Origin of the sequence: Phenylobacterium sp. (genome assembly GCF_036821595.1) — a bacterium.
Classification (GTDB): domain Bacteria; phylum Pseudomonadota; class Alphaproteobacteria; order Caulobacterales; family Caulobacteraceae; genus Phenylobacterium.
Genome location: NZ_DAISJG010000002.1, coordinates 108,980 through 135,221 on the forward strand (window position 1 = coordinate 108,980; position 26,242 = coordinate 135,221).

21 protein-coding genes are annotated in these 26,242 nt (G+C 71.2%); 6 read left to right on the plus strand and 15 right to left on the minus strand.

The window, feature by feature from the left end; translation table 11 throughout:
* Positions 1-330: 330 nt before the first annotated feature.
* The 6 genes from hisG to V7Z97_RS02020 all read right to left on the minus strand — a co-directional run bounded on the left by hisG (position 331) and on the right by V7Z97_RS02020 (position 8,571).
* Complete coding sequence (gene hisG, locus V7Z97_RS01995; RefSeq protein WP_334161073.1) at positions 331-1,281, minus strand: ATP phosphoribosyltransferase; 951 nt, start codon at positions 1,279-1,281, stop codon at positions 331-333.
* Positions 1,278-2,411 (minus strand): ATP phosphoribosyltransferase regulatory subunit, encoded by a 1,134-nt coding sequence (locus V7Z97_RS02000; RefSeq protein ID WP_334161075.1) that lies wholly within the window; start codon positions 2,409-2,411, stop codon positions 1,278-1,280. The genes hisG and V7Z97_RS02000 overlap by 4 nt, the downstream gene beginning before the upstream one ends.
* A complete protein-coding gene (gene hisS / locus V7Z97_RS02005) occupies positions 2,408-3,883 on the minus strand; it encodes a histidine--tRNA ligase (RefSeq protein WP_334161076.1) in 1,476 nt (491 codons plus the stop codon). The genes V7Z97_RS02000 and hisS overlap by 4 nt, the downstream gene beginning before the upstream one ends.
* A gap of 271 nt (positions 3,884-4,154) precedes the next feature.
* Positions 4,155-5,771 carry a glucose-6-phosphate isomerase gene (gene pgi / locus V7Z97_RS02010; protein WP_334161077.1) on the minus strand — a complete coding sequence of 539 codons (1,617 nt, stop codon included), beginning with the start codon at positions 5,769-5,771 and terminating at the stop codon, positions 4,155-4,157.
* Between the two features lie 30 nt (positions 5,772-5,801).
* Complete coding sequence (locus tag V7Z97_RS02015; protein ID WP_334161078.1) at positions 5,802-6,422, minus strand: thioredoxin family protein; 621 nt, start codon at positions 6,420-6,422, stop codon at positions 5,802-5,804.
* 25 nt (positions 6,423-6,447) lie between these two features.
* A complete protein-coding gene (locus V7Z97_RS02020) occupies positions 6,448-8,571 on the minus strand; it encodes a protein-disulfide reductase DsbD family protein (protein WP_334161079.1) in 2,124 nt (707 codons plus the stop codon).
* 132 nt (positions 8,572-8,703) lie between these two features.
* Between V7Z97_RS02020 and V7Z97_RS02025 the strand changes: the two genes are divergently transcribed.
* A complete protein-coding gene (locus V7Z97_RS02025; RefSeq protein ID WP_334161080.1) occupies positions 8,704-9,096 on the plus strand; it encodes an acyl dehydratase in 393 nt (130 codons plus the stop codon).
* A 52-nt stretch (positions 9,097-9,148) separates the two neighbouring features.
* Here the strand turns inward: V7Z97_RS02025 and V7Z97_RS02030 are convergent, their stop codons facing one another.
* Complete coding sequence (locus V7Z97_RS02030; RefSeq protein ID WP_334161082.1) at positions 9,149-9,943, minus strand: SapC family protein; 795 nt, start codon at positions 9,941-9,943, stop codon at positions 9,149-9,151.
* A 161-nt stretch (positions 9,944-10,104) separates the two neighbouring features.
* Between V7Z97_RS02030 and V7Z97_RS02035 the strand changes: the two genes are divergently transcribed.
* Both V7Z97_RS02035 and V7Z97_RS02040 read left to right on the plus strand, forming a co-directional pair.
* Positions 10,105-10,989, plus strand: coding sequence for a MaoC/PaaZ C-terminal domain-containing protein (locus V7Z97_RS02035; RefSeq protein WP_334161084.1), 885 nt, complete (start codon positions 10,105-10,107; stop codon positions 10,987-10,989).
* A 9-nt stretch (positions 10,990-10,998) separates the two neighbouring features.
* Positions 10,999-11,775, plus strand: coding sequence for an acid phosphatase (locus V7Z97_RS02040; RefSeq protein ID WP_334161086.1), 777 nt, complete (start codon positions 10,999-11,001; stop codon positions 11,773-11,775).
* On the opposite strand, the gene V7Z97_RS02045 is transcribed toward V7Z97_RS02040, so the two are convergent.
* The 4 genes from V7Z97_RS02045 to V7Z97_RS02060 all read right to left on the minus strand — a co-directional run bounded on the left by V7Z97_RS02045 (position 11,772) and on the right by V7Z97_RS02060 (position 17,654).
* On the minus strand, positions 11,772-12,311 hold the full coding sequence (locus V7Z97_RS02045; RefSeq protein ID WP_334161087.1) for a GNAT family N-acetyltransferase: 540 nt from the start codon (positions 12,309-12,311) through the stop codon (positions 11,772-11,774). The two genes, V7Z97_RS02040 and V7Z97_RS02045, sit on opposite strands and share 4 nt — an antisense overlap.
* 11 nt (positions 12,312-12,322) lie before the next feature.
* Complete coding sequence (gene aguB / locus V7Z97_RS02050) at positions 12,323-13,201, minus strand: N-carbamoylputrescine amidase (protein ID WP_334161088.1); 879 nt, start codon at positions 13,199-13,201, stop codon at positions 12,323-12,325.
* Positions 13,201-14,205, minus strand: a complete 1,005-nt coding sequence (locus V7Z97_RS02055) for an agmatine deiminase family protein (protein ID WP_334161090.1) — start codon at positions 14,203-14,205, stop codon at positions 13,201-13,203. Before V7Z97_RS02055 ends, aguB begins: the two co-directional genes overlap by 1 nt.
* A 152-nt stretch (positions 14,206-14,357) precedes the next feature.
* Positions 14,358-17,654, minus strand: coding sequence for a TonB-dependent receptor (locus tag V7Z97_RS02060; RefSeq protein ID WP_334161092.1), 3,297 nt, complete (start codon positions 17,652-17,654; stop codon positions 14,358-14,360).
* A 201-nt stretch (positions 17,655-17,855) separates the two neighbouring features.
* Between V7Z97_RS02060 and V7Z97_RS02065 the strand changes: the two genes are divergently transcribed.
* A complete protein-coding gene (locus tag V7Z97_RS02065) occupies positions 17,856-19,394 on the plus strand; it encodes an ArnT family glycosyltransferase (protein WP_334161093.1) in 1,539 nt (512 codons plus the stop codon).
* On the opposite strand, the gene msrA is transcribed toward V7Z97_RS02065, so the two are convergent.
* The 3 genes from msrA to V7Z97_RS02080 form a co-directional block, all read right to left on the minus strand.
* The gene (msrA, locus tag V7Z97_RS02070; protein ID WP_334161095.1) at positions 19,369-19,947 is read right to left on the minus strand and encodes a peptide-methionine (S)-S-oxide reductase MsrA; all 579 of its coding nucleotides are present in this window, start codon (positions 19,945-19,947) and stop codon (positions 19,369-19,371) included. The two genes, V7Z97_RS02065 and msrA, sit on opposite strands and share 26 nt — an antisense overlap.
* Before the next feature lie 71 nt (positions 19,948-20,018).
* Positions 20,019-20,672 carry a 3-oxoacid CoA-transferase subunit B gene (locus V7Z97_RS02075; protein WP_334161096.1) on the minus strand — a complete coding sequence of 218 codons (654 nt, stop codon included), beginning with the start codon at positions 20,670-20,672 and terminating at the stop codon, positions 20,019-20,021.
* Between the two features lies 1 nt (position 20,673).
* Positions 20,674-21,408 carry a CoA transferase subunit A gene (locus V7Z97_RS02080; RefSeq protein WP_334161097.1) on the minus strand — a complete coding sequence of 245 codons (735 nt, stop codon included), beginning with the start codon at positions 21,406-21,408 and terminating at the stop codon, positions 20,674-20,676.
* A gap of 173 nt (positions 21,409-21,581) precedes the next feature.
* On the opposite strand from V7Z97_RS02080, the gene V7Z97_RS02085 reads away from it, so the two are divergent.
* Positions 21,582-23,474: a monovalent cation:proton antiporter-2 (CPA2) family protein gene (locus tag V7Z97_RS02085; RefSeq protein ID WP_334161098.1), complete on the plus strand. Its 1,893-nt coding sequence runs from the start codon at positions 21,582-21,584 to the stop codon at positions 23,472-23,474.
* A gap of 10 nt (positions 23,475-23,484) precedes the next feature.
* Entirely contained in the window at positions 23,485-24,438 is a 954-nt protein-coding gene (locus V7Z97_RS02090) for an isopenicillin N synthase family dioxygenase (protein ID WP_334161099.1), read from the plus strand.
* A 90-nt stretch (positions 24,439-24,528) separates the two neighbouring features.
* Here the strand turns inward: V7Z97_RS02090 and V7Z97_RS02095 are convergent, their stop codons facing one another.
* Positions 24,529-26,145 (minus strand): TadE/TadG family type IV pilus assembly protein, encoded by a 1,617-nt coding sequence (locus tag V7Z97_RS02095; RefSeq protein ID WP_334161101.1) that lies wholly within the window; start codon positions 26,143-26,145, stop codon positions 24,529-24,531.
* Positions 26,146-26,242: the final 97 nt, after the last annotated feature.

The following is a 26,242-nucleotide window of genomic DNA, read 5'->3' on the forward strand; positions in this document are numbered from 1 at the left end:
TCTTCTTGCTGGTCAGAGGGCTTTGCGCCCCCCCTCTTCCGCGAGGGGAGATATATTTGACGGCGACGTCAAAAACAGGCCTTGGCGAAAAAATTTGGCCCGCTGCGGGGGATAATCGCAGCGGGCCATTTTTTGAGCAGTCGCTCGAAAGAGCGGGCGTTTCCTCCCCGAAACGCCGGAGACCTCAGGACTGAGCGCCTTCATGTCTCTCGCGTAATGAAAGAACGGCAAATTCCTGCCTGAGTCAACGGGCTGCTGACGGTTTGCCTGCAAAGGTTGATCAGAAATTCGCGACCAAACCAAAATTTACACCGTTTTTTGACGCGAACGTCAAAGAACCTGTTTGGCCAGCGCCTGATAGGGCGCGCAGTCCACATCGAACACGAAATCCGGCCGGGCGGCGGTGATCGGCCCGAGGCCCGCTTCGGTGAGCGCGGTGGCCGCGTCGGCGATTCCCGAGACCTCCACCAGCAGGCCGTTCGGCCGGCGGGAGGCGCCGGCGGCGACCAGCCGATCAACCACGGCGGCCTCGGCCCCATCCCCCATGGCCGGCCAGATCAGGGTGGCCGAGCGCAGGGCGGCGGCGCGGGCCTCGACGATCCTGAGCAGGCGTTCGGCGGCGGCGAGCTGGTCGCGGCTCCAGGTCGTCCGCAGGCTGGCGGCGAGCTGGGCCTGGCTCTTCAGGATCACGCCGTCGGCCAGGGTCTTCAGCCCATTGGCCTGCAGGGTCGCCCCGGTGGTCGTGATGTCCACCACCAGCTCGGCGGCGCCGGAGGCCGGCGCGCCCTCGGTCGCCCCGCCCGACTCGACGATCCGGTAGTCGGCCACCCCGTGGCGGGCGAAGAAGGCGCGGGTCTGGGCCAGGTACTTGGTGGCCACCCTCATCCGTCGGCCGGTGCGGGCGAGGTAGTCGTGGGCCACCTCCTCCAGGTCGGCCATGGTCTCCACGTCGAGCCAGCTCTTGGGCGCGGCGACCACGAGATCGGCGCGGCCGAAACCCAGGGCGCGGAGCAGCAGGACGCGCCCGTCCAGCTCCCCCTTCTCGCGCAGCAGGTCCTCGCCGGTGACGCCCAGGTGGACCTCACCGGAATCCAGCGCGTCGGCGATATCGCCGGCCGACAGCAGGCGCACCTGGGCGCCGGCCAGGCCCTTCAGTTCGCCGAGGTAGCCGCGCGCCCCGCCCACCGCCTGAAGCGGTACGCCGGAATCGGCCAGCCAAGCCTCGACCTGTTCCTTAAGCCGTCCCTTGGACGGAACGGCGACGATCAGCGGCCCGCTCATTGCTCGCCCCCGGAGAAGGCCCGCCAGGGCCGGACCATGCAGCCCACCGCGCGGGCCTCGGCCGGCCCGCCGAGGCGCGCCAGCAGCCCGTCGTAGCGGCCGCCCACGGCCACCGGCCGATCGGCGCCGAGCGCCTCGCTGCGCACCTCGAAGGTGAGGCCGTCGTAGTACTCGAAGGCGTGGCCGAGCGCGGGCGCGAAACGCAGGCGCCCTGCCGGGACGGCGGCCTCGAGGACCGCGAGCCGCTCGCGCCAGGTCTCCAGCGCCGCGTCGAGCGCGCCGGGCTTGCGGCCAGCCAGCTCGCGCACGCGCGCGAGGCCCGCCGCGGGCGCGTCGGAGATGGCCATGAAGCCGCGGATGGCGGCGGCCTGGGCTTCGGTGAGCGCCGGCGCCCGCGCGGCCTCGGCCTTGCGGACCAGGCGCGCGGCGATCTCGGCCGGCCCGCGGCCGCCCACCGGCTCGACGCCGGCCAAGGCCCAGACCTCTTCCAGCAGGGTCGCGGCCTGGGCTTCGGTAAGGCCGGCCAGCATGCCGGCAAGCTGCGAGCCCTCCCCGCCCGCGGGCGCGGCGCCGGTGCGGGCCAGCTCCGCCTGCAGCAGTCGCGGACGCCCGGCCACGCGCTTCAGCCGCGCGGCGACGCCGGCCGGCAGGGCCAGGGTTTCGATGAAGGGGCCGAGCAGGCCCACGTCGCCCAGCCAGAGCGAAAGGTCGCCGCGTCCGCCCGCCTCGGCCGCCCGCCAGGCCAGGGTCGCGGCCTCCACGTCGGCCGCGAGCGTCGCAGAGCCGGCCGGAGCGAACAGCTCCAGCCCCACCTGCAGGAACTCCTCCGGCCGGTCGGCGTCGGGCGAGGCGCGGAAGGCGGCGCCCTCGTAGAGGTAGCGGCCCTCGGGGGCGGCGCGCTCCAGGTGGCGGCGCGCGATGGCGACGGTGAAGTCGGGCCGCAGGCAGGACTCCGTCCCTCCCTCCGACTGCACGACGAACAGCCGGGCGCGCATGGCCTCACCGGCCAGGTCGAGGAGCAGGCCCAGGGGCTGCAGCAGGGGCGCGTCGACACGCTCCGCGCCCGCGCCGGCCAGGGGCGCGCGGATGGCGGCGAGCGCGTCCGCCGGAACGGGCGGCTCGGTCCTCACGACGCCTGGTCCAGGATCTTGCGCACCGTGGCGACCAGGTCAGCGCGGGGGACCGTCTGCTGGCCGGGGCGCTGCTCGCGCCACTCCGCGTTGTCGGTCACCTTGGCGGACAGTGCGCGGCCGAGGTCGAGGTCCTTGATGGTCACCGTGCCGGCGGCCAGTTCGTCCTCGCCGACGATGACCGCGGCGGGCGAAAGCCTGCGGTCGGCGTACTTCATCTGGGCCTTCATGCCGGACTGGCCGAGGTAGACCTCGGCGGCGACGCCCGCCGAGCGCAGCTCCTCGGCGACCTTGAAGTAGTCGGCCATGCGGGCCTGGTCGAAGGCGATGACCACCACCGGCCCGCGCACCTGGGCGGCGAGGTCGCGGCCGGCGGCGCGCAGGGCCGCCGTCAGGCGCGAGACGCCGAAGGAGAAGCCGGTGGCGGGCGTGCGCTCGCCGGTGAAGCGGGCCACCAGGTCGTCGTAGCGGCCGCCGCCGCCGACCGAGCCGAAGCGCACGGGCTGCCCCTTCTCGTCGGTGGTGGAGAGCAGGAGCTCGGCCTCGAAGACGGCGCCGGTGTAGTACTCCAGGCCGCGCACGACGGTGGGGTCGATGCGGGCGGCGTCCTGGGCGACGCCCATGGAGGTGAGCGCCGCGTCGATCTGCTCGAGCTCGCGCAGGGCCTCCTCCCCCTTCTCGCCCAGGCCGAGGTTGGCCAGGGCGGCGACCACGTCGGCGCGGGAGAGGTCCGACGAGCCGGCGGCGGCCAGGAAGCTCTCCACCGCGACGATGGCCGTGGACGCCAGCTCGGCGCCCTTGGTGTAGTCGCCGGACTCGTCGAGGCGGCCCTTGCCCAGCAGCTCGCGGACGCCCTCCAGCCCCAGGCGGTCGTACTTGTCCATGGCCCGCAGCGCCGTGAGCCGCTGCTTCGGGTCGGCCACCCCATGGGCGTCGAACAGGCCGTCGAGGAGCTTGCGGTTGTTGATCTTCAGCACCGCCGAGCCGGCCGGCAGGCCCGCGGCCTGCAGCCCCTCCACCGCCATGGCGATGATCTCGGCGTCGGCCTCCGGCCGGGCGGAGCCCACCGTGTCGGCGTCGCACTGGGTGAACTCGCGGAAGCGTCCCGGGCCCGGCTTCTCGTTGCGCCAGACGGGCCCGTAGGCATAGCGGCGGAACGGCTTTGGCAGGGTCTCCCAGCTCTGGGCGGCGAAGCGGGCGAGCGGGGCGGTGAGGTCGTAGCGCAGCGCCATCCACTGCTCGTCGTCGTCCTGCAGGGCGAAGACGCCTTCGTTGGGACGGTCGGCGTCGGGCAGGAACTTGCCCAGCGCGTCGGCGTACTCGAACGCCCCGGTCTCCAGCCGCTCGAAGCCGTAGCGCTCGTAGATCTCCGAGACGGCGTCGAGGATGGCGCGCTCGGCGGCGAGGTCGCGGGCGCGGCGGTCGACGAAGCCGCGCGGGACGCGGGCCTCGGGGCGGGTGCTCTCGGTCATGCCTGCGCGCTTAGCGGCTGCGGCGTCCGGGCTCAAGGAAGGGTTGGAAGGCAGGTCGTCCATCGGTCGGGTCCTCGTGAGGGGCGACGGACGGGCTGGTCTTTCGAAGAGCCAAGCCCCGTCCGCGTGTGGCGGGGCTCGGATCGGGCGCGTCTTAGGCCAAGCGCTCCCAAGCCGATCCCGCGGGGGTCGGATGGTGGTGGTGGCCGTGATGGTGCGCGACTTGGCTCATCGGGCGGGGGCTATAGCCGAGATGTGTGAACAAGGCGAGTCAGCCGCGCAGCCGCGCGATCAGGGCGGCGGTGGAGGGGTCGTGGGCCCCGGCCGCGCCGCCCTCCAGCTCGGCCAGGACGCGGCTGGCCAGGGTCTTTCCGAGCTCCACGCCCCACTGGTCGAAGCTGTTGATGCCCCACAGCACGCCCTCGACGAAGGTCTTGTGCTCGTAGAGGGCGATGACGGCGCCGAGCGCCTGGGGGGTCAGCCGGTCCAGCAGGATGAAGCTGGACGGCCGGTCGCCGGGGAAGGTGCGCTGGGGCGCCAGGACGGCGATCTCGTCCTCGGGGAGGCCGGCGGCGGCGAGCTCGGCGCGGACCTCGGCTTCCGTGCGGCCGACCATCAGGGCCTCGGCCTGGGCGACGGCGTTGGCGAGCAGCTTCCTCTGGGCGGCGGGGTCGCCTTCCGAGGCCTCGCGGACGGCGACGATGTCCACCGGGATGACGTCGGTCCCCTGGTGCAGGAGCTGGAAGAAGGCGTGCTGCACATTGGAGCCGGCGTCGCCGAAGACGGCGGCGGCCGTGCCGTGACCGACGCGGCGGCCGTCGGCCGTGACCCGCTTGCCGTTGGACTCCATCTCGAGCTGCTGGAGGAAGTTGGGCAGCAGCCGAAGCCGCTGGGCGTAGGGGACGACCGCGCGGACCGGGCGGCCGAGGCCGTTGCGGTTGAAGACGTGGGCGAGCGCCAGCAGCACCGGGGCGTTGGCCGCGAGCGGAGCGGACCGGAAGTGGTCGTCCATGGCCGCGCCGCCGGCCAGGAAGGCGTCGAAGACCTCGGGCCCGAGCGCGATCGCACAGGAGAGGCCCACCGCCGACCACACCGAATAGCGGCCGCCGACCCAGTCCCAGAAGCCGAACACCTGGTCGTCGGCGACGCCGAAGGCGCGGGTCTTCTCCAGCGCCGTGGAGACGGCCACGAGGTGGGCGTCGCCGGCCTCGCCCAGCGCGGCGCGCAGCCAGGCGCGGGCGGTCTGCGCGTTCGTCATGGTCTCCTGGGTGGTGAAGGTCTTGGAGACCACCACCACCAGGGTCTCGGCGGGATCGAGGCCGGCCAGGGCCTGGGCGATCTCGGCCGGGTCGACGTTGGCGGCGAAGCGCAGCTCGATGGCCGGCTCCACGGGCCGCAGCGCCTCCCAGACGAGCCGCGGGCCGAAGTCGGAGCCGCCGATGCCGATGTGCAGCAGGGCGCGGAACGGGCGGCCCGTGGCGCCCTTCAGCGCGCCGGACCGGACCCGCTCGGCGAAGGCGCGCATGCGGCCGCGGACCGCCTCCACCTCCGCGGAAACCGGCTCGCCCTGGGCCTTGAAGCCCGCGCCGCCGGGGGCGCGGAGCGCCATGTGCAGGGCCGCGCGGCCTTCGGAGCGGTTCACCGTCTCGCCCGCGAACAGGCGGTCGCGGGCGGGCTCGACGCCGCACACGCGGGCGAGGTCGAGGGCCCCTTCGAGATCGGCCAGCGACCAGGGCTGCTTGGAGAGATCGAGGGTCAGGCCGGCGGCGGCCAGCGTCAGGCGCCCGAGCCGCTGGGGCTCCTCCTGGAACAGGCCTGCGATGCGGCGCACGCGGGCGCGCTCGGCGGCGGCATGGAGGGCCGCCCACGCGGCGTCGGTCTCGGACAAGCTCACAGCCCCTGGATCATCCCCGGCCGGTCAGTCGGCCGACGCGTACTTAACGCCGCAGCCGTACGGACGGGTCACGGCCTGGGCCACGGGACGGCCGGCCCTGAGGTCGGCGAGGGCTGCGGCGACATGGTTCTTCGCGCCCTTCAGGCTCTCCGGCTCGGAGGAGGGCCGGTCGTCGATGCCGCCCATGTAGGCGAGGCGGCCCGTGCGATCGACGACGAACATGTGCGGCGTGGTCTTCGCATCGTAGGCCCGTCCCATGCGTCCCTCGGGGTCGAGCAGGACGGCGGCGGGCGAGGCTTTCACCTTCGCCTTCCAGAGTTTCGCCTGGGCGGCGGTGAGGTGGCCCTGCATCTCCGGCGCCGAGGAGACCACCGTCAGCCAGACGACGCCGTCCCTGGCGGCCTGGCGCTGCAGGCGTTGCATGGCGCCGGAGTTGTAGTGCTTGCCGACGTAGGGACAGCCGTTGTTGGTCCACTCCAGGACCACGGTCCGCCCCTTGAACTCCGCGAGCGTGCGGGTGCGGCCGTCGGCGTCCACGGCGGAGAAGGCGGGCGCGGGCTGGCCGAGCTGGGGCTGGGCGGCGGCGGGCGCGGCCAGGATCGCGGCGAGCGCGAAGCCTAGGACGGCGCGGCGGCGAAGCGGCATCGGCGGGGCTCCCTCGTGGCGGCGGTCAGCGACCGCGGGCGGCGGCCTCCAGCGCGCGGACCACCACCCCTTCGGTCAGGATGTTGGGCAGGATAACGCGGTCGCCGCCGCCCGCGCCATACACGAGGTAGAGCGGCACGCCGGCCCGGCCGTGGCGGGCGAGCTCGGCGGCGATGGCGGCGTCCTTCCGGGTCCAGTCGGCCTTGAGGTAGGCGACGCCGGTGTCGGCCATGGCCCTGGCGACCTTGGGGCTGGAGAGGGCGACGCGCTCGTTCACCTGGCAGCTCACGCACCAGGCGGCGGTGAAGTTGACGAATACCGGCCGGCCTTCGGCGCGCAGGGCGGCGAGCCGCTCCGAGCTGTAGGCCTCGTAGGGCACGGCGGCGGAGGCGCTCGCGGCGCCCGGCGCGGCGGCCGGCGCATAGTCGTCCCAGAGCGCGACCGCCACGGCGAGGATCAGAAGGGCCGCGGCGAGCCCGCCCTCGATCGCCACGCCGCGCCCGCCGAGACGGCCGCGCTGCGCCCGGCCCGCCAGCCAGAGCGCGGCGGCGAAGACCACGGCGGCGGCCAGGATGCGGGCGAGGCCGGCGGCGTCCACCTGCTGGGCCAGCACCCAGACGAGCCAGGCCGCCGCACCGTACATCGGGAACGCCAGGGCCTTCTTGAACACGTCCATCCAGGTCCCGGGCCTGGGCAGGCGGGCCAGCAGGGCGGGGGCGAAGGACACCGCCACGAACGGCAGGGCGAAGCCGATCCCCAGCGCCAGGAAGACCGCCAGCGCCGCGGCCGGCGGCTGGGTGAGGCCCCAGCCGAGCGCCGGGGCCATGAAGGGCGCCGTGCAGGGGGCGGCGACCACGACGGCGAGCACGCCGGTGAAGAAGGCGCCGGTGAGCCCGCGGCGCGACGCGAGGCCCGCGCCCGCACCCTGCAGGGAGCCGCCCACCTCGAACACGCCGGACAGGTTCAGGGCCACGGCGAGCATCAGCAGGGCCAGGCCCGCCACCACCGGCGGCGACTGCAGCTGGAACCCCCAGCCGACGGCGGAGCCCGCGGCCTGCAGGGCGATCAGCGCGCTGGCCAGCGCCAGGAAGGTCACCAGCACGCCGGCGCCGAAGGCCAGGCCCTGGCGGCGGGCGGCGGCCTGCTCGTGGGCGTGCCCGGCCAGGGAGGCGGCCTTCATGGCCAGCACCGGGAAGACGCAGGGCATCAGGTTGAGCACGAGGCCGCCCAGCAGGGCGAACAGCGCCGCCATGGGCAGGCCGAGCCCGCCGCCCGCCCCGCCGGCTGCCTTGACGGGCGGCGGACCGAGGCCCGAGGCGCCCGCCGGCAACGGGCCGGCCGTGGCGGAGACCTCGTAGGCGCGGTCGCCGAGCGACAGCACACCGGCCAGCGCCCCGGGCCCAGCGCCGGACTGGAAGTCGTAGCCGGGTGTGAGGGTCAGGGTCAGGCCATAGGGGCCCCGCTCGATCGGCTGGGGTTTGGCGTGGTCGATGACCGTGGAGGCGAAGGGGAAGAAATAGGCGTCGGCGACGTCGGCGCCCTTCAGGGCCGCGCCGGTCACCGCCAGCGCCACCAGGGCGCCGCGCTTCTCGAAGGCGGCGGCGAGGCCGGCGGGCTTCGGCGCGGACGCCAGCGCCTGGCCGATGGCCGGGCCCCACTTCGGATCGGCGGCGGCGGGGGCGGCGACCACCGGCACGGCGAGCTGGAGCTCCGCCTCCTCGGGGATGCAGATCTCCTCGCAGACCAGGAAATAGGCCTTGCCCCGGAGCGTGGCCGTCGACCCCGGCTGCGCGTTGGCCGGCGCGGTGAGCGCCATGGGCAGCAGGACCTCGCCCTCGTAGCCGTAGTTGACCAGCGGACCGACCGGCAGGCGGTGCGGGGTCGGCCAGACGAACTCGCCGGCGGTCCAGCCAGGCGGCAGGGTCCAGTCGATGCGGGTGGCCTCGCCGGAATCGCCGGCGTTGCGCCAATAGGTGTGCCAGCCGTCGTCGATCTTCTGGCGAAGCGCCACGTGGATGGTCTGGCCGGGCGCAACACCCTGAGCCTGGGCGACCAGCTCGGCCTCGACATGGCCGGTGTCGACGGGCTGGGCGGCGGCCGGCGCGACGAAGGCCAGCGCCATCAGGAGGCCCGCGAGGAAACGCATCATCCGTCTGTCCGCCCCATACGACTCGCCCGCTATATGGCGCGGCGGCGCGGCCAGCGCAAAGCGGGCTCGACTTCGCCGGCGCCGCAGCCCCATCATCATCGAATCCCGTTCCCCGTTCCGGAGCCCCGCCCAGTGCCCGCAGCCTTCGACGACATCCAGATCGGCCAGGTGGTCCCGCTCGGCGCAGCGGCCGTGGACCCCGAGGCGCTGGAGGCGTTCGTGGGCGCGTTCACGCCCGGCTGGACGCTGGACCGCGGCGCGCCGGACTCCATGGTCTACGCGATCTGGGCCCGCCTGGATGCGGTGGCCAGCACCGACTGGCCGCAGATCAAGCGGCTGGGGGTCGACGCGCTGCGCTGGATGCGCAACCCGCCGGCCGGCGAGCTGCTGCGCGGCCGCATGACCGTGATGGCCAAGGACCCGGTGGGCGAGGGCAAGGGCATCGTCATCTGCCAGCACGACCTGCTCGACGAGGCCGGGCGGCTGGTCTTCTCGTGCCTGACGCGGAGCGTCTTCGTACGGTAGGCGGAGACGAAGAAGGGGCCTCCGGCGGCGCCGGGAGCCCCCTCATCCGGTCTCAGGCGTTGGCGGCGACCGGCTCCTGCGGCGCGCGGGCCATGGCGAGCGCGATCAGGCGGTCCCAGCCGACCAGCGACAGCATGTGGGCGTAGATCTGCGACAGGGCGCCGTTGTCGCGGAGCTCGACCAGCTTCTCGGTGGGCAGCTTGTTGAGCTTGTCCTCGGAGACGCCGAAGTAGTCGGCGATCTTCTGAGGCTCGCCGGGCGTGCCGTCCGGGTTCATCGGCGTGAAGTTGGCGGTCTTCTGCTCGAACAGGTCGAGGTCCTTCAGGATCTGCACGAAGGACAGGGTGCGCTGCCGCTCGATCTCGAAGTTGTTGCAGAACTCGATGCAGTTCTTCGTGTACTCGCTCGGCTGGCCGTTCTCGAAGAACGGCATGTCGCCGCCTTCGACGATGAACTCGGCCTTGCGGTCGACGCAGAGCACCATCTGGTTGTTCGCCGAGTCGTTGGCGAAGACGAACGGATAGCGGCGCACATAGGCCGGGATGTAGACGCCCGGCTCGAACATGCCGTTGTCGCGGACGAACATGTTCTCGCCGGCGTTCAGGCCCATGACCGCGATCGGCAGCTTCTCGTCGCCGACGAAGATGATCGGGCCGGTGACGGCGGCCAGCGGGAACTCGCCCACGGTCAGCGGGATGGCGTGGCCGACCTTGGCGAAGGTGAACGGGCCGTCCATGCGCTTCACGCCCAGCTTGCCGTGCAGCTCGGGGGTGAGCGGCTCGGGCTGGGAGTAGAAGAGGACGTTGCCGGTGATCTGGCCGAGGCCGGGCTGGGTCGTGGTGGTCATGGAAGCCTTCGAAATCTTGGGACGCAGCGGAGCCCCGCGCGCACGAGGTCGCCGCTTCTAGCCCATCGACAACCGAGCGGCAAATGCCCCGGCCGCGCGGCGCTTGCGGAGCCGCGCCCGTGGGTCTTCAATCCGCCCATTGATAAAGGGAGGGATATTTCATGCCGATCTATTACCCGGACATCCTGGAGCAGAAGACCGAGCCCAGGACCTTCAGCTACGGCGACAAGGACGTGATGCTGTATGCGCTCGGCATCGGCATGGGCCGCGATCCCCTGGACGCCCACGAGCTCGATTTCACCTACGAGAAGAACCTGAAGGTGGTCCCCACCGCCGCCACCGTGCTGGCCGCGGCCGGCGGCCGCCAGGGCCGCTCGCCGCCGCAGGTGCCGGAGGGCCGCCGGGTCAGCGAGATCAACTTCCTGATGGTGGTTCACGGCGAGCAGAAGGTGGAGTTGCACCAGCCCCTGCCGGTCTCCGGGACCTTCACCGCCGAAAGCCGCACGGTCGGCGCCTACGACAAGGGCAAGGACAAGGGCGCGGTGATCGTCAACGAGACCGTCTGGAAGGACGAGAACGGCGAGAAGGTCGCCACCCTCACCGGCTCCACCTTCGCCCGCGGCGACGGCGGATTCGGCGGCCCGACGGAGGGCGCGCCCGAGCCGCACCAGGTCCCCTCGCGCAAGCCCGACCTGTCGGTGGACATCGACACGCGGCCCGACCAGGCCCTGCTCTACCGGCTGAACGGCGACCGCAACCCGCTTCACTCCGATCCGGACGTGGCCAGGCGCGCGGGCTTCCCCGTGCCGATCCTGCACGGGCTGTGCACCTACGGCATCACCTGCCGCGCGGTCCTGCAGGCCATCACCGGCTACGACCCGAACCAGATCCTCAGTCACCAGGCGAGGTTCTCCGCGCCCGTCTTCCCCGGCGACACCATCACCGTGGACCTGTGGCGCGACGGGACGGTGATTTCCTTCGAGGCGCGGGTTAAGGACCGGAACGCCACCGTCATCAAGAACGGCAAGACCGTCCTTCGCGCCTAGGAAGCTTCGTTGATCCGCAACCTGACCCTCTGCGCGGCGCTCGTCGCGCTCGCCGCCTGCGCCACCGACGCGCCCTCCCCGCCCGCCGCCGTGGATGCGGCGCGGGCGGGACCTGTGCCCACCAGGCTCACCGGCTACCTGCCGGCAGGCGCCCTGGACGGCAAGGCGATCCTGCCTGCGCCGGCCGCGCCGGATTCCGCCCAGGGCCGGGCCGAGCGGGCGATGTACGACGAGACCCGCGCGCTGGAGGGCACGCCGCGCTGGAAGGCGGCGATCGAGGACAACGAGATCTGGCAGGGCGGGGCGCTGAAGCGGTTCTCCTGCGCGCTCGGCAAGGAGCTCAGCGAGGCCCGCACGCCGACCGCCTGGCGCATCCTGCACCGCATCGAGCTGGACGTCCGCGACGTCGGCACGCCGGCCAAGGACCACTACGGGCGGCTGCGGCCGGCGGTCGGCAACGACAAGCCCATCTGCATCGCCCGCGCCGAGTGGATGAAGACCAACGCCTCCTACCCGTCCGGCCACGCCATGGTCGGCTGGACCTGGGGGCTGCTGCTCACCGAACTGGCGCCCGAGCGGGCCGACCGGCTGCTGGTGGCCGGCCGCGAGATGGGCGAGAGCCGGGCGATCTGCGGCGTCCACTACATGAGCGACATCGAGGCGGGCCGCACCCTGGCGTCCGGCATGGTCGCGCGCCTGCACGCCGAGCCTGCGTTCAACGCCGACATGGCCATGGCGCGGACGGAGATCGCCCGCGCCCCGGCGGCGTCGGGCTGCGACGGCTAGCCAGGCCGCGCGATGGCGTAGACCACGTGGCGGCGCAGGGGGTGGTCCGCGGCGAGCCTGGGGTGGTCGAAGTCGCGGGACGGATCGGGGGTCATGCCGATGCGGCGCATCACGGCCTGCGAGCGCAGGTTCGTGACGCCGGTGAAGGCCACCACCTCCGGTATGGGCAGCCGGGCGAAGGCCCAGGCGAGCGCGGCCGACGCGCCCTCGGTGACCAGCCCCTGCCCCCAGAAGTCGTAGGCCAGCCGCCAGCCCGTCTCGATGGCGGGGCCGAGCGGCAGGGCGTCCGCCCGCACCACCTGCAGGCCGATGGCGCCCACCAGCCGACGCTCGGCCTTCAGCTCGGCGGCCCAGAAGCCGAAGCCGTGCTCGACGATGTGGCCATTGATGCGGTCGATCAGGCCGTCGCTCTGCTGGCGGGTCAGCGGTCCACCCAGCCAGTCGGCGACACGGCGGTCGGCGTTGAGCGCCCCGAACGGCTCGCGGTCCTCCTCGATGCGGAAGGGCCGCAGGATGAGCCGCTCGGTCTCGATCACCCCATCGTCCCTCAGGCCGGCCGCGCGTTGGCCAGCGCGCCGTAGAGGTCGGTGCGCCGGTCGCGGAAGAAGCCCCAGGCGGCGCGGTGCGTGGCCAGGAAGTCGAGGTCGAACTCGGCGACCAGCGCCCCCTCGTCCTCGCGGCCGAAGGCGGCCACCAGGTCGCCCCGGTGATCGGCGATGAAGGACGAGCCGTAGAACTGCTGGCCGCCGTTCGGATAGTTCTCCCAGGGCTCGAAACCGGTGCGGTTGGCGCCGACCACGGGGATGACGTTCGAGACGGCGTGGCCCTGCATGGCGCGCCGCCAGGGGGCGGCGGTGTCCAGCGTCGGGTCGTGAGGCTCCGAGCCGATGGCGGTGGGATAGAGCAGGACCTCGGCGCCCATCAGGGTCATGGCCCGGGCGCATTCGGGGTACCACTGGTCCCAGCAGATGCCGACGCCGACGCGGCCGAACTTCGTGTCCCAGACCTTGAAGCCGGTGTCGCCGGGCCGGAAGTAGTACTTCTCCATGTAGCCCGGCCCGTCGGGGATGTGGCTCTTGCGGTAGACGCCCATGGGCGAGCCGTCCGCGTCCACCATGACGAGGCTGTTGAAGTAGTGCGGCCCCTCGCGCTCGTAGATCGAGATCGGCAGGACGACGCCCAGTTCCTTGGCGAGCGGCGCGAGCTCGGTGACGCAGGGGTGTTCGCGCCAGGGCTTCGCGGTGGCGAACCAGCGCTCCTCCTGGGCGACGCAGAAGTAGGGACCCTGGAACAGCTCGGACGGCAGGATCACCTGCGCGCCCCTGTCCGCCGCCTCACGAATGAAGTCGGCGGTCTTGGCGATATTGGCCCGCAGGTCGTCGCCGTAGGAGGTCTGGATGGCGGCGACCGTCATCTTGCGCGTCATCAGGCGGGCTCCTGCTGGGTGATGCAGTGGAACGAGCCGCCGCCGGTGAGGATGGCCATGGACGGCAGGCCGATCACCTGGCGGTCGGGGAACAGGGTCTCCAGCGCCTGGACGGCGAGCTCGCCGGGGCGCGGCTCGTAGATGGGCACGAGCACCGCCTTGTTGGCGATCAGGAAGTTCATGTGGCTGGCCGGGATCGCGCGGCCCTCGTCGCCCTCGACCCAGCCGGGCGAGGGGATGCGCATCACCTTGATGGCGCGGCCGGCGGCGTCGGTCGCCTGCGACAGGCGCCGGGCGGCGTCGTCATAGGCCTCGGCGTTCGGGTCCCCCCGACCCCAGGCGACCGGCACGGCGACGACGCCCGGCGCCACGAAGCGGGCGAGGTTGTCCACGTGGCCGTCGGTGTGGTCGTTCTGCAGGCCCTCGCCCAGCCAGATGACCTTCTTCGCGCCCAGCGCCTCGGCGAAGGCGGCCTCGGCGACCTCTTCCGTCCAGCCTGAGTTGCGGTTGGGGTTGAGCACGCACTGGCCGGTGGTCAGCACCGTGCCCTCGCCGTCGTGGTCGACGGCGCCCCCCTCCAGGATGAAGGGGAAGGCCCGGAGCGGGGTCTTCGAGGCCGTGGCGATCTGCCGGGCCACGGTGTCGTCGTGCTCCAGCTCGTACTTGCCGCCCCAGCCGTTGAAGCGGAAGCCGCGCGCCTCGAGACCCTCTGCGCCGAAGCCGAAGATCGGGCCGGTGTCGCGCAGCCAGATGTCGCCGAAGGCCCCCGGCACAATCTCGACATTCGCCACGTCCCCCAGCATCCGGCGCGCGGCGGCCTCGCCGTCGGGATGGCCGGTCATCAGGCGCACGGTCTCGCTCCCGGGACCCGCGAGCGCGCGGGCAAGGTCGGCCACCTCAGCCTGCGCGGCGTCGAGGTCGGTCTCCCAGAGGTCCGCGTGGCTCGGGAAGCCCAGCCACATGGCCCGGTGGGGCGCCCACTCGGCAGGTACGGTGAAGCTCATCCAGCCCTCTCGAAACGAAGCCGGGCGCAGATGGCCCCGGTCGCCCCCCGCGTCAAGCATCCGCGACATTCCGCGTGCGGCGGGGCGCAAAGAAGAAGGGCGGCTGCATCGCTGCAGCCGCCCCCAACTCAGTCCAGTCCGGGCCGTAAGGCTCAGAACTTGTACTTGGCGCCGAACTTGACCTGCCACAGCGACTGGTCGCGGCGGAAGGCGCGCTGCGGCTCCTGGAAGGCGCCGCCGGCGCCGGTGCCGGTGTAGAGGTAGCGGGCGCCCGGCGCGCCGCAGCCGACCGCGGCGGTGGACGTGGCCGCGATGCAGCTCACGTTCGCCACCGGGACCATGCGCGAGAAGTCGTACTGCTCGAGCACGCCCCAGTCGTCGTTCAGCAGGTTGCCGAGGTTCTCGACGTCCATGAACACCTCCAGCTTCGCCCCGTTCGGGAAGAAGGCCGGCAGCTCCTGGCTGATCCGGAAGTCGATGGTGGTCACGTCCGCCTGACGGAAGGCGTTCCGCGGCGCGATCTCGCCGGCATACTTCGAGAGGCCCGAGTTCTCCAGGAAGGTCTGGAAGCGCGCCACGTCGAAGCCGGCGCCGTAGACGACCCGCGGGTCGTTGGCGGTCGGCACGTAGAGCAGGGCGTTCGAGGTCGCCTGGCGGCCCGAGTAGCTCGAGGTGTAGTAGCCGAAGTCGTTGTCGAAGTTGCCGGTCCGGCTGTTGGCGAAGGTGTAGCTGAACGGCAGGCCCGAGCGGTGCTGGGCGAACATCGTGAACGAGGTCTCGTTGTCGCCGAAGAACTTCTTCGCATAGGCCAGGTTCAGCGCGTGACGGTGACGGACCTCGTAGTCGGAGGTCGCCGCCGGCGGACGCTGCGGGTCGGAGCTGGCGAACCGGGTGAAGCTCGACGAAGCGATCGAGCTGGTCATCGGGTTGGCGTCTTCGGCTTCCGTATAGGTGTAGGTGTAACGGAAGCTCAGGCCGTCGAACCAGCCGTCACGCCAGTCCTTGGCCGCGGTGAAGGCCACCGAGTCCGACCCGCCCTTGTCGATGTTGCGCAGGATGAAGTCGCCCTGGTTGCCCGTCAGGTCGCCGACCGTGGTGCGGCCGTAGACCGGACGGCCGTCCGGCGCCACGCCCGTCTGGATGGCGCGGGCGTCGTACCAGTAGAGGGCGTTCTCGTTGAACGACTTCAGGAAATCGACCTGCGCCAGCCAGCCGTCGCCCAGGCCGAAGCCGGTGAAGTCGAACTCGTAGCCGACCTGCAGGTTGGCCTTCCAGGTGGTGGGGATCTGGAACGCCGGAGACAGCGCGTTCACGTCGCCGCCGCGCGGGGTGAAGGTGCAGCCCGCCGGCGCCGAGGTCAGGCTGACGTTGGTGAACGGCGCCGCCGGGCAGACCGCGTTGGTCTGGCTGACGCCCGTGTTCGAGAAGGAGTTCGAGATCCAGACGTTCAGGCCGGTGGCCGAGAACCGGCCGAAGCCGCCGGAGATGTTCAGGCGGTCCATCGGCTCGTAGTTGAACGAGACGCGGGGCAGGAACACCGACTCGCCGTCGAGGCTCTTGGTGTTGGCGAACGCCTGACGCGACAGGAAGGCGGTGTTCAGGATCGGCGCGTCGTCGGTCGAGTACCAGTCGTAGCGGAAGCCCACCGACACATCGAGGTTGTCCAGGATCTGCAGGCGGTCCTCGGCGTACAGCGAGGACAGGCGGAAGCCGAAGTCGGCGGCGCCGGCGCGGGCCGTGCCGAGGGTGGCCGGAACCGTGCCCGACGACGGATCGATGCCGCCGGTGAGCGAGAAGGCCGAGGCGCGGCGGGCCAGGTAGTCGGCGTAGCTGTTGAAGGTGTAGCTGCCGAGCGAGCGGGCGACGAACACGTTGAAGATGTCGTTCTTCTCGGTGCGGGCGCCGAACAGGAAGTCGTGCGCCCCCAGGCGGTAGCGGGCGATCGCCTCGAGGGTGTCGACCTTCACGTTCAGATAGTTGTCGTGACGGTTGATGTCGGCGCCGAAGCGGATCTCCGGCGTGCCGCCGCCCGGCTGGACGCCCGGCAGGTCCGCGGCGCGCACGATGACCTCACCGACGGAGAGGCCGCCCAGCGGGATCTGGGTGGTGTCGGTCTCCTTGGACGACCAGCGCAGCTCGGTGGAGAAGTCGTCGGTCCAGTCCGAGTTCACCTGCACCTGATAGGCGATCAGCTCCTCGGTCTTGTTGTACTGGCGCGACTCCAGGCCGATGGCCGGCTGGGTCGTGCTGTTGCCCTGGGCGAAGGTGTCGGACACCGAGCCGTTGAACGAGTTGCCCTTGGTGTTCTGGTAGGTGAACGAGGCGCGGTGGTTGTCGGTGATGTTCCAGTCGATCTTGCCGAGCCACTTCTCGTCCTCGACCGGGAAGGCGCCGGTCACGGCGCTGCCGGGGTCGTAGCCGTAGATCCGCTGGGTGTCGGCCCGGAAGGTGTCGATCGCCTGCTGGGTGATGCGCGGGATCTCGATGGCGGCGCCGGAGCCGGCCGGACCCTCGTCGAAGCCGAGGACGCCCTCGAACTTCTCGTAGGAGCCGAAGAAGAACAGGCGGTCGCGGAGGATCGGGCCGCCGAGAGTGAAGCCGTAGACCTTCTCCTCGAAGGGCGCGCCGAAGTTCACGCCCTCGATGGAGTCACCGCGCAGGTCCTGGTCGGTGTACTCGTAAAAGGCCGTGCCGGAGAAGGTGTTGCCGCCCGACTTGGTGACGGCGTTGATCTGGCCGCCCGTGAAGCCGTTGTTGATCACGCTGTAGGGTGCGACCGAGACGTTCACCGCCGCGATGGCGTCCAGCGAGATCGGCGAGCGCTGGGTCGGGTAGCCGTTGTTGTTCAGGCCGAAGTCGTCGTTCTGGCGCACGCCGTCGACGGTCAGCTGGTTGAAGCGGGTGTTCGTGCCCGCGAAGGACAGGGCGTCCTGGTTCGTCGGGTCGATCGAGGCGAACGGGTCGATCCGCGCCACGTCCTTCAGGTCGCGGCTGATCGACGGCAGGTTCTCGATGTCGCTCGAGGTGAAGTTGGAGCTGGGGCCGCCCTGGTTGGACGCCGCGGCGGCGGCGGTGACCACCACCTCGGCCACTTCGGCGCCGGTGGAATAGAGCAGGACGTCGACGTTGGCGGGCTCGCCCACGCCGATGGCGGCGACGTTGGTCGTGCCGGCGTCATAGTTGGCCGCCGTGGCGCGCACGCGGTAGGGACCGCCCGGACGCAGGCCGCGGACCGAATAGAAGCCGCTGGCGTCGGTCACCGACGTCGAGCTGGAGCCGGTCGGCACGTGGGTGACGGTGACGGTCGCGTTGGCGACGGCGACGCCGTTCTCGTCGGTGATCTGACCGCGGACGGCGCCGGTGGTGGCCTGGGCGTAGACGGCGGTGGAGGCGGCCGAGGCAAGCGCCACTACAGCCGCGCCGCACGCGAGGCGTTGAGTGATGTTCATGAGGTATCCCCTTTTCCCAACCATCGGGCCCGTCGCCCCACGACGACCCCTTTGAGTCTTAATTCGGCCCTATAGCGCGGAATCGGCCGCTGTGGGTGACGCTTTTGTTACGGTGACAACGCGTCGCGCAAGTCGCTCGAAACCGTGGCGCCGAAGCTATACACACGCCGCCTGCGCGGGGCGCATGCGAGCGAGGAGCCGATGGCCGAAGGAGCACGGACGGGCGGGGACTGGCGGGCGGCGGTCATGCTGGTGGCCGGGCTCACCGCCGCGCGCCTGGTCGCCCTCTTCGCCACGCCGCTGGAGCTCTATCCCGACGAGGCCCAGTACTGGCTTTGGTCGCGCACGCTGGACTTCGGCTACTACTCCAAGCCGCCGATGATCGCCTGGACGATCTGGGCCACCACCGCCCTGGGCGGGGACACGGAGGCCTGGGTGCGGCTGGGCGCGCCGCTGTTCCAGGCGGGCGCGGCGCTGCTGGTCTTCGCCATCGCCCGGCGGCTTTATGACAGCCGGATCGCGCTGGCGGCGACGGCGCTTTATGCGCTGGCGCCGGCCATCCAGCTCTCGGCCGGGGTGATCGCCACCGATGCCCCCCTGCTGTTCTTCCTTGGACTGACGATCCTCGCCTATGTGGCGCTGCAGGGCGCGCAGGGCCGGCCGCGCCTGATGCTGGCGGCCGGCGTCGGCGCGGCGCTCGGGCTGGCCTTCCTGTCCAAGTATGCGGCCGTGTACGGAGCGATCGGGATCGCCCTGCACCTGGCGCTCTCGCGGGAGGCGCGCCGCGCCTGGTCGCCGGCGACGGCCGGGCTGGCGGTGCTGGCCTTCCTGGCGGTGATGGCTCCGAACCTGGTCTGGAACGCCCAGCACGGCTTCGCCACCGTCCAGCACACCGCCGCCAACGCCGCCTGGGGCGGGCGCAAGCTGTTCAACTTCGCTGAGCTCGGGGAATTCATCCTCACTCAGTTCGGGGTGTTCGGGCCGATCCCGTTCGTCGCCCTGATCGTGGGCGTGGTCCTGGCCGTGCGGCGCCGGCGGCTGCAGCCGGCCGACCTGCTGCTGCTGTGCTTCACCCTGCCGCCGCTCCTGATCGTCACCGGCCAGGCCTTCGTGAGCCGGGCCAACGCCAACTGGTCGGGGGCGGCCTACCTGCCCGGCGCGATCCTGGTGGCCGCCTGGCTGATGCGTTGGCGGGCGAAGGGCTGGCTGACGGCGGCGGTTGTGCTGCAGGCGGGCCTGGCGGCCCTGTTCCTGGCCTTCACCGTCTCGCCGGCGCTGGCCGAGCGGATGGGCGCGGCCAACAGCTTCAAGCGGGCCAAGGGCTGGGACGAGACCACCCGGCTGGTGCTGGAGCGGGCGGCGGTGGAGGAGCCGGCGGGCCTCACCGCCATCGCCGTCAACAGCCGCTTCCTCTACTACGCCATGCGTTACTACGGCCGCGAGTGGTTCGCCGACCCGGCCGCGCCGCCGCTGCGCGCCTGGCTGCTGGCCGACACGCCGCAGAACCAGGCCGAGACCAGCGCGCCGCTGACCCCCGCCGAGGGCCGCCGCGTGCTGGCCGTGGCGCTGGAGGGGAACTGGCGGGCCGAGATGGAAGGCGACTTCGCCAGTGTCTCCGGCGGCGAGATCGCAAACGTCCGGCTGGACGCCAGGCGCAAGCGGCGCGTCGAGATGTTCGTCGGCGAGGGCTTCGCCCCGAAGCCGCGGGATCAGGCTACCGGCCGCCCCAGATCACCTTGAGGTGGCGGTCGCGGCCGCAGCCGATGCGGTAGGCCTCGTACCGGCGCGGGTTCTTCTTCGCGAAGTCCTGGTGATAGGCCTCCGCCGGCCAGAAGGTCGCCGCCGGCCGCACCTGGGTGGCGATGGCGGCGCCGAGCTGCTTCTGCACCTGGACCTTGATGGCCTCGGCGGTCTGCCGCTCCTGCGGGCTCGAGACGAAGACGGCCGTGCGGTAGGAGGGGCCCTTGTCGCAGATCTGGCCGTTGGGATCGGTCGGGTCGATGTTGTGGAAGAAGTGGTCGACCAGCTTCGCATAGCTGGTCTTCGAAGGGTCGTAGGTGACCCTCACCGCCTCCATGTGGCCCTGGTGGGCCTCGTAGGTCGGATTCTTCGAGGCGCCGCCGGAATAGCCGGAGACGGCGGCGACCACGCCGGGCGCGGCCTCGAAGAACTTCTCCACCGACCAGAAGCAGCCGCCGGCGAACACCGCGGTCCTCAGGTTGGACTGGGCCGGGGCGGCGGACGCCAGGGCCAGGGTCGAGGCGGCGATGGCCGCGAATAGGGGCGCCTTCATGGACGGAAAGTCTGTCACTCGCGAGGGGTCAGGTCACGAGGATACGTAGGCGTCCGGCCGGCGGATGCGAGCTAGGCCGCCGCCTTCGCCGCCACCTCGAACGGGGCTTCGGTCTTGGCCTTCACCTCCTCCACCGTCACGCCGGGGGCGAGCTCGAGGAGGGTCAGCGGGGCCTTGCCGCGGGCGACGTCGAAGACGCCGAGGTCGGTGACCACCAGGTCCACCACCCCCTTGCCGGTGAGCGGCAGGGAGCAGGCGTTGACCAGCTTGGGCGCGCCGGACTTCTCCACGTGCTCCATGACCACGACCACGCGCTTGACGCCGGCCACCAGGTCCATGGCCCCGCCCATGCCCTTCACCATCTTGCCCGGCACCATCCAGTTGGCGAGGTCGCCGTTGGCGGCCACCTGCATGGCGCCCAGGATCGAGAGGTCGATGTGGCCGCCGCGGATCATGGCGAAGCTGTCGGCCGAGCTGAAGTAGGACGAGGACGGCAGGGCGGTGATCGTCTGCTTGCCGGCGTTGATCAGGTCCGGGTCGGCCTCGCCCTCGTAGGGGAACGGCCCCATGCCCAGCATGCCGTTCTCCGACTGCAGGGTCACGCTCATGCCGGCCGGGATGTAGTTGGCCACCAGGGTCGGGATGCCGATGCCGAGGTTCACGTAGAAGCCGTCGCGCAGCTCGCTCGCCGCGCGAGCCGCCATCTGGTCGCGGTTCCAGGCCATTCTAGACTTCCTCTCCGGCGGCGGCGCCCTCGGTCTCGCGGGTGCGCACGGTGAGCTGCTCGATCCGCTTCTCGAAACGGGGACCCTTCAGGATCCGGTCGACGTAGATCCCCGGGGTGTGGATGTGGTCGGGATCGATGGACCCCACCTCGACCAGCTCCTCGACCTCGGCGACGGTCACCTTGCCGGCGGTGGCCATCATCGGATTGAAGTTCCGCGCGGTCTTCCGGTAGACGAGGTTGCCCTCGGCGTCGCCCTTCCAGGCCTTGACGATGGAGAGGTCGGCGACGAGGCCGCGCTCCATCACATACTCCTCGCCGTCGAAAACCCGGACCTCCTTGCCGTCGGCCACCAGGGTGCCGACGCCGGTCCTGGTGAAGAAGGCCGGGATGCCCGCGCCGCCGGCCCGGATGCGCTCGGCGAGCGTGCCCTGCGGGTTGAACTCCAGCTCCAGCTTTCCGGAGAGGTAGAGCTCGGCGAACAGCTTGTTCTCGCCCACGTAGGACGAGATCATCTTGCGGATCTGCCCGCCGGCCAGCAGCACGCCGAGCCCGAAGTCGTCGACGCCGCAGTTGTTGGAGACGACGGTCAGGTCCTTCACGCCCGTGTCGCGGATCGCCGCGATCAGGTTCTCCGGGATCCCGCAGAGGCCGAAGCCGCCCGCCATGATGGTCATGCCGTCGAAGAGAAGGCCCGACAGGGCGTCCTTCGCGGTTGTCTGCACCTTGTTCGCCATGCCTGCCCTTTACGCTGCGGACGGCGGATTGAGAACCGCTCGCGCACAGAAATTCACCGACTGATGAAACGTGGCCACACGCACCCGCGCGCCGGCCGAAAAAACCGCGTGCACGCGGCGGCGTTGCGGGGTCCATTGCCGGCCATGCGCGCGCCTGCCCCGGACGACCTGCGATGAACGGCCAGCCCCTGCTGATCCAGGCGCTCGTCTACCTGACGGCTGGCGTGATCTCGGTGCCGATCGCCAAGCGGCTGGGGCTGGGCTCGGTGCTGGGGTACCTGCTGGCGGGCGTCGTGGTGGGGCCGTTCGCCCTCGACCTCGTCGGCGAGTCCGAGGACGTGATGCGCTTCGCCGAGTTCGGCGTGGTCATCCTCCTGTTCCTGATCGGGCTGGAGGTCCGCCCGGCGCTGCTGTGGCGTATGCGGACCAACATCTTCGGCCTGGGCCTTGGCCAGATGGTGGCGACCGCCCTGCTCCTCAGCGCCGGGGCCTGGGCCCTGGGCCTCGACTGGCGGGTGGCGCTCGCCGCCGGCGCGATCCTGGCCATGTCCTCCACCGCCATCGTCCTGCAGAGCCTGGAGGAACGCGGCCTGAGGCAGGGCCCGGTGGGCGAGGCGAGCTTCGGCGTCCTGCTGTTCCAGGATCTCGCGGTGATCCCGATGTTCGCCCTGCTGCCGCTGCTGGCCACGGGCGCCGCCCACGGCGGCGGCGAGGCGGGCGGCCACGGCGGCATGCTGCTGGAGGGCCTGCCGGCCTGGGTGCGACCGCTGGCGGTGATCGCCGCCGTCGCCGTGGTGGTGATCGTCGGCCGCTACCTGACCCTGCCGCTGTTCAGGTTCATCGCCGCGGCGAGGCTGCGGGAGATCTTCACCGCGTCGGCCCTGCTGCTGGTGGTGGCGGTGGCGGCGCTGATGGAGCTGGTGGGCCTGTCGCCGGCGCTGGGCGCCTTCCTGGCCGGCGTCGTGCTGGCCGAGAGCGAGTTCCGGCGCGAGCTGGAGACCGACATCGAGCCGTTCCGCGGTCTGCTGCTCGGCCTGTTCTTCATCACCGTCGGCGCGGGCCTGGACCTGGCGCTGGTGGCGTCCCAGCCGCTGCTGATCCTGGCGCTGGTGATCGGGCTGATGACGATCAACACGCTGGCCATGTACGGCGTCGCCCGGGTGTTCCGCGTGCCGCACCGCACGGCGCTCACCACCGGGGTGATCCTGGCGCAGAGCGGGGAGTTCGCCTTCGTCCTGCTGGGCTTCGCGGTGGGGGCCGGCGTCCTGGGCCTGGAGCTGTCGCGCCTGCTGACGGCGGTGGTGGCGGTCTCCATGGCGGCCACGCCACTGGTCTTCGCCGCCTACGAACGGCTGCTGCTGAACCGCCAGGCTCCCCGTCCCGAGCCCGAGCGCCTGCCCTTCGACGAGGGGGACCCGGACGTGATCGTCGCGGGCTTCGGGCGGTTCGGCCAGATCGCCACGCGCCTGCTGATGGCCAACGGCTTCAACGTGGTGCTGCTGGACAACTCCATCGAGTCCATCGACCTGGTTCGCCGCTTCGGCTGGCGGGTGCACTATGGCGACGCGAGCCGCCTGGACCTGCTGCGCACCGCCGGCGCCGACAAGGCCCGGCTGCTGATCATCGCCATCGACGACCGCGACAAGGCCAAGGAGCTGGTGGAGCTGGCCAAGGAGAGCTTCCCGCACCTGTCGGTGCTGGCCCGCGCCTACGACCGGCCGCACGCCTACGAGCTGCTGGCCGCCGGCGCCGACGGCGTGGAGCGGGAGATGTACGAAAGCGCCCTCAACTTCGGCCGCCGCGCGCTCGTGCACCTGGGCATGGGCGAGCGCCGCGCGCTGAAGGCGGCGGTGGTGTTCCGCGAACACGACGCCGCCCTCTTCAAGAAGCTGCAGCCGGCCTATGGCGAGGAGGAGCGCTACATCATGGCCACGCGCGCCTCGCGGGAGACCTTCGAGAAGCTGATCCGCGCCGAGATGGCGCGCATCACCGACGAGGACGAGGACGAGACGGAGGGCGCCGGCGAATCGCCGCGCCGGGTGGAGGCCGGCGGCGGGCGGGTGTAGAAGGCGGCGCATGAGCCAAGCCCCTGCCCTCCAGGATCGCATCGAGCCCGTTTCCTACGCGCTCTTCTCCCAGGACTTCGAAGCCTTCACCCAGACGCTGGGCGACAGCTACGCCCGCTGGGGCTTCGCGGTGATCTCCGACCACGGCCTGGAGCAGGCCCGGATCGACGCGGCGCTCGAGCAGATGAAGGCCTTCTTCGCCCTGCCGGAAGAGGTGAAGCTGAAGTACAAGCTGCCGGTCGCCGGCCAGCGCGGCTACACGCCCTTCGGCATCGAGACCGCCAAGGGCCACACCCACTACGACCTCAAGGAATTCTGGCACGTGGGCCGCGACCTGCCGCCGGGCCACCCGTTCCGCGACCACATGCCGGACAACGTCTGGCCCGACGCCGAGCTGCCGCAGTTCCGCGAGAAGGTGAGCTGGCTCTATCAGGCGCTGGACGCCATGGGCCTGAAGGTGCTGGAGGCGATCAGCGTCTACCTCGGCCTCGACCGCCAGTTCTTCGACGACAAGGTCGACCTCGGCAATTCGATCCTGCGCCTGCTGCACTATCCGCCGGTGCCGCAGGACGGGCCGCACATCCGCGCGGGGGCGCACGAGGACATCAACGTCATCACCCTGCTGCTCGGCGCCGAGGAGGCGGGGCTGGAGGTGAAGGACCACGATGGCCGCTGGATCGCGATCAACCCGCCGCCGGGGGCGCTGGTCTGCAACATCGGCGATATGCTGCAGCGGCTGACCAACCACCGCCTGCCGTCGACCACTCACCGGGTGGTGAACCCGGCGCCGGAGCGCCGCGGCTTCCCGCGCTACTCCACGCCGTTCTTCCTGCACTTCAATTCGGACTACCTGATCCGCACCCTGCCCAACTGCGTGGACGCCGCCCATCCGGACCGCTACCCGGCGCCGATCACCGCCGACGACTACCTCCAGGAGCGGCTGCGCGAGATCAAGCTGGCCTAGACCCGGGGCGAGTGGGGGTCGCGACGTCTGGGGAAGACGCCGCAACCCCCGGCCCGCGCAGGCCACCTCCCCGCGAACGGGGAGATCCTCCTATTTCGTGATCCGCAGGTTGGTGATGGCCGCGGCGATGGCGTCGAAGGCTGCGCCGAGCTGGTTGACGTTGGCCACGTCGAAGAACTTGTCCGGCGCCGAGGCGCAGTTCTGCAGCAGGCTCGACGAGCCGCTCGAGACCTCGACCCGCACCGTGTAGACCTCGATCTTGCGGGCCTTCATGGCCGTGCACAGCGCCGAGAGCCGGTTGTTCATGGCGGTCGTGCGCGTGGACGTGCCGGACGAGCCGGTGACGCCGTTCAGCATGCCCTGCCAGATGAAGCCCAGACCGCCGTAGTAGGAGTCGTTGTTCGTCCCGGAGTCGTAGAGGGTGTTCTCGCCGTCGGTCATCAGGATGACGATCTTGCGCAGGTGCGGCGTACCGTAGGGGGCTCCGTCCGCCAGCGGGGCGTTCGGCGTCAGCGCGTGCCAGCCCCACACCATGCCCAGCGGGATATTGGTCTCGCCGATGGCCGTCATGTTGTCGATGGCGGTCTTGATCGTGGATGTGTTGGTGGTCAGCCGGATCATCGGCTGCAGGGTGCAGCCGGCATTCGGGCCATGGGTGTAGGTCATCCCGAGGTCGGTGGTGAAATTGCCGCTCCGCCGCCAGTTGGCGCCGACGGCGTACTTGGCCGAGCGCCGCTCCTTCACCAGCCAGTTGGTGCTCGAGCCGCCGTCGGTCAGGTAATCGTTGATCCTGGCCGTGCCCGAAACGTCCGGCTCGTCCGGCCAGAAGTAGGGCACGAACAGGGAGGCGGGCGTGGAGGTGTCCGGCGCGGCCTCGCTGATGTCGAACGGCTGGCGGCGCGACTCCACGCACCCGGCCCAGGGCTGGCCGATGTTCTGCATCATGGTCAGCCGGTCGGTCTGGACGTCGAAGATGTCCATGTTGCTGCCGTTCGGCCAGTGCTGGCGGCCGCGCGGGTCGATCCAGTCGGGCACGCCCGGACCCGTGTGGCTGGCCGGGTTCCAGTTGGTCAGGCTCGTGGTCCCCTGCACGCGGACGGTGTTGGAGAACGGCACGAGCGCGAGCTTGATCGGCTCCGGCTCGGCGCTCATGGCCGCGGCCTGGGCAAGCTTGTCGACCAGCTTCTTGGCCTCGGTCTTCAGGGTCGCGAGCTTGGGGCTGTTGTTGAGGACCATGGAGCCGGTGTTGTCGAGCACCAGGGCGATCTCCAGGCGGTCGATGGCGCGCTGCACCTCGGTGTCGACGCTGACCGGATCGTGCTCCCAGAGCGCCGGGGCGAGCGCCTGCAGGCGCACGGACGCCTGGGCCACCACCTTGGTCCCGGACAGGGTGAAGCTGGAGGACTCCAGAACCGCGCCGTCCATGAGCTGCAGGTTGGCGGCGAGCGCCTTGTCGCCGATGGCGTCGATGTCGGCGCTGGTCTGGGCGTTGGAGCGGGCCGCGTAGAGGGCCGCGGCGTCCAGCGCATCCTGCAGCTTTCCGCGCTGCTCGGTGGCCATGTAGACGTCGAACACGCCCAGCCCCATGGGGATGAGCACCGCAATCGCGAGCGCGAAGATCACCGCCGCCACGCCGCGTTCGTCATGCGCCCCGGCCTTCAGCCGGGCGAGCACGCCGGTCAGGCGGTCACGAGCCTTGATGTCCATCGGGAGCCCCGATCCTTTGGCCACAAACGCCGGGAGGATCGCCGAAACAGCGTAAAGGAATGGGGCTAGAGGGACGGTAAATCCCTGTTCAGCATGA

Bases quoted from the DNA above. Each gene is read 5' to 3' on its own strand.
- hisG (WP_334161073.1), bottom strand. From the start codon at position 1,281: ATGAGCGGGCCGCTGATCGTCGCCGTTCCGTCCAAGGGACGGCTTAAG.
- hisS (WP_334161076.1), bottom strand. From the start codon at position 3,883: ATGACCGAGAGCACCCGCCCCGAGGCCCGCGTCCCGCGCGGCTTCGTC.
- V7Z97_RS02015 (WP_334161078.1), bottom strand. From the start codon at position 6,422: ATGCCGCTTCGCCGCCGCGCCGTCCTAGGCTTCGCGCTCGCCGCGATC.
- V7Z97_RS02020 (WP_334161079.1), bottom strand. From the start codon at position 8,571: ATGATGCGTTTCCTCGCGGGCCTCCTGATGGCGCTGGCCTTCGTCGCG.
- V7Z97_RS02030 (WP_334161082.1), bottom strand. From the start codon at position 9,943: ATGACCACCACGACCCAGCCCGGCCTCGGCCAGATCACCGGCAACGTC.
- V7Z97_RS02035 (WP_334161084.1), top strand. From the start codon at position 10,105: ATGCCGATCTATTACCCGGACATCCTGGAGCAGAAGACCGAGCCCAGG.
- aguB (WP_334161088.1), bottom strand. From the start codon at position 13,201: ATGACGCGCAAGATGACGGTCGCCGCCATCCAGACCTCCTACGGCGAC.
- V7Z97_RS02055 (WP_334161090.1), bottom strand. From the start codon at position 14,205: ATGAGCTTCACCGTACCTGCCGAGTGGGCGCCCCACCGGGCCATGTGG.
- V7Z97_RS02060 (WP_334161092.1), bottom strand. From the start codon at position 17,654: ATGAACATCACTCAACGCCTCGCGTGCGGCGCGGCTGTAGTGGCGCTT.
- V7Z97_RS02065 (WP_334161093.1), top strand. From the start codon at position 17,856: ATGGCCGAAGGAGCACGGACGGGCGGGGACTGGCGGGCGGCGGTCATG.
- msrA (WP_334161095.1), bottom strand. From the start codon at position 19,947: ATGAAGGCGCCCCTATTCGCGGCCATCGCCGCCTCGACCCTGGCCCTG.
- V7Z97_RS02075 (WP_334161096.1), bottom strand. From the start codon at position 20,672: ATGGCCTGGAACCGCGACCAGATGGCGGCTCGCGCGGCGAGCGAGCTG.
- V7Z97_RS02080 (WP_334161097.1), bottom strand. From the start codon at position 21,408: ATGGCGAACAAGGTGCAGACAACCGCGAAGGACGCCCTGTCGGGCCTT.
- V7Z97_RS02085 (WP_334161098.1), top strand. From the start codon at position 21,582: ATGAACGGCCAGCCCCTGCTGATCCAGGCGCTCGTCTACCTGACGGCT.
- V7Z97_RS02090 (WP_334161099.1), top strand. From the start codon at position 23,485: ATGAGCCAAGCCCCTGCCCTCCAGGATCGCATCGAGCCCGTTTCCTAC.
- V7Z97_RS02095 (WP_334161101.1), bottom strand. From the start codon at position 26,145: ATGGACATCAAGGCTCGTGACCGCCTGACCGGCGTGCTCGCCCGGCTG.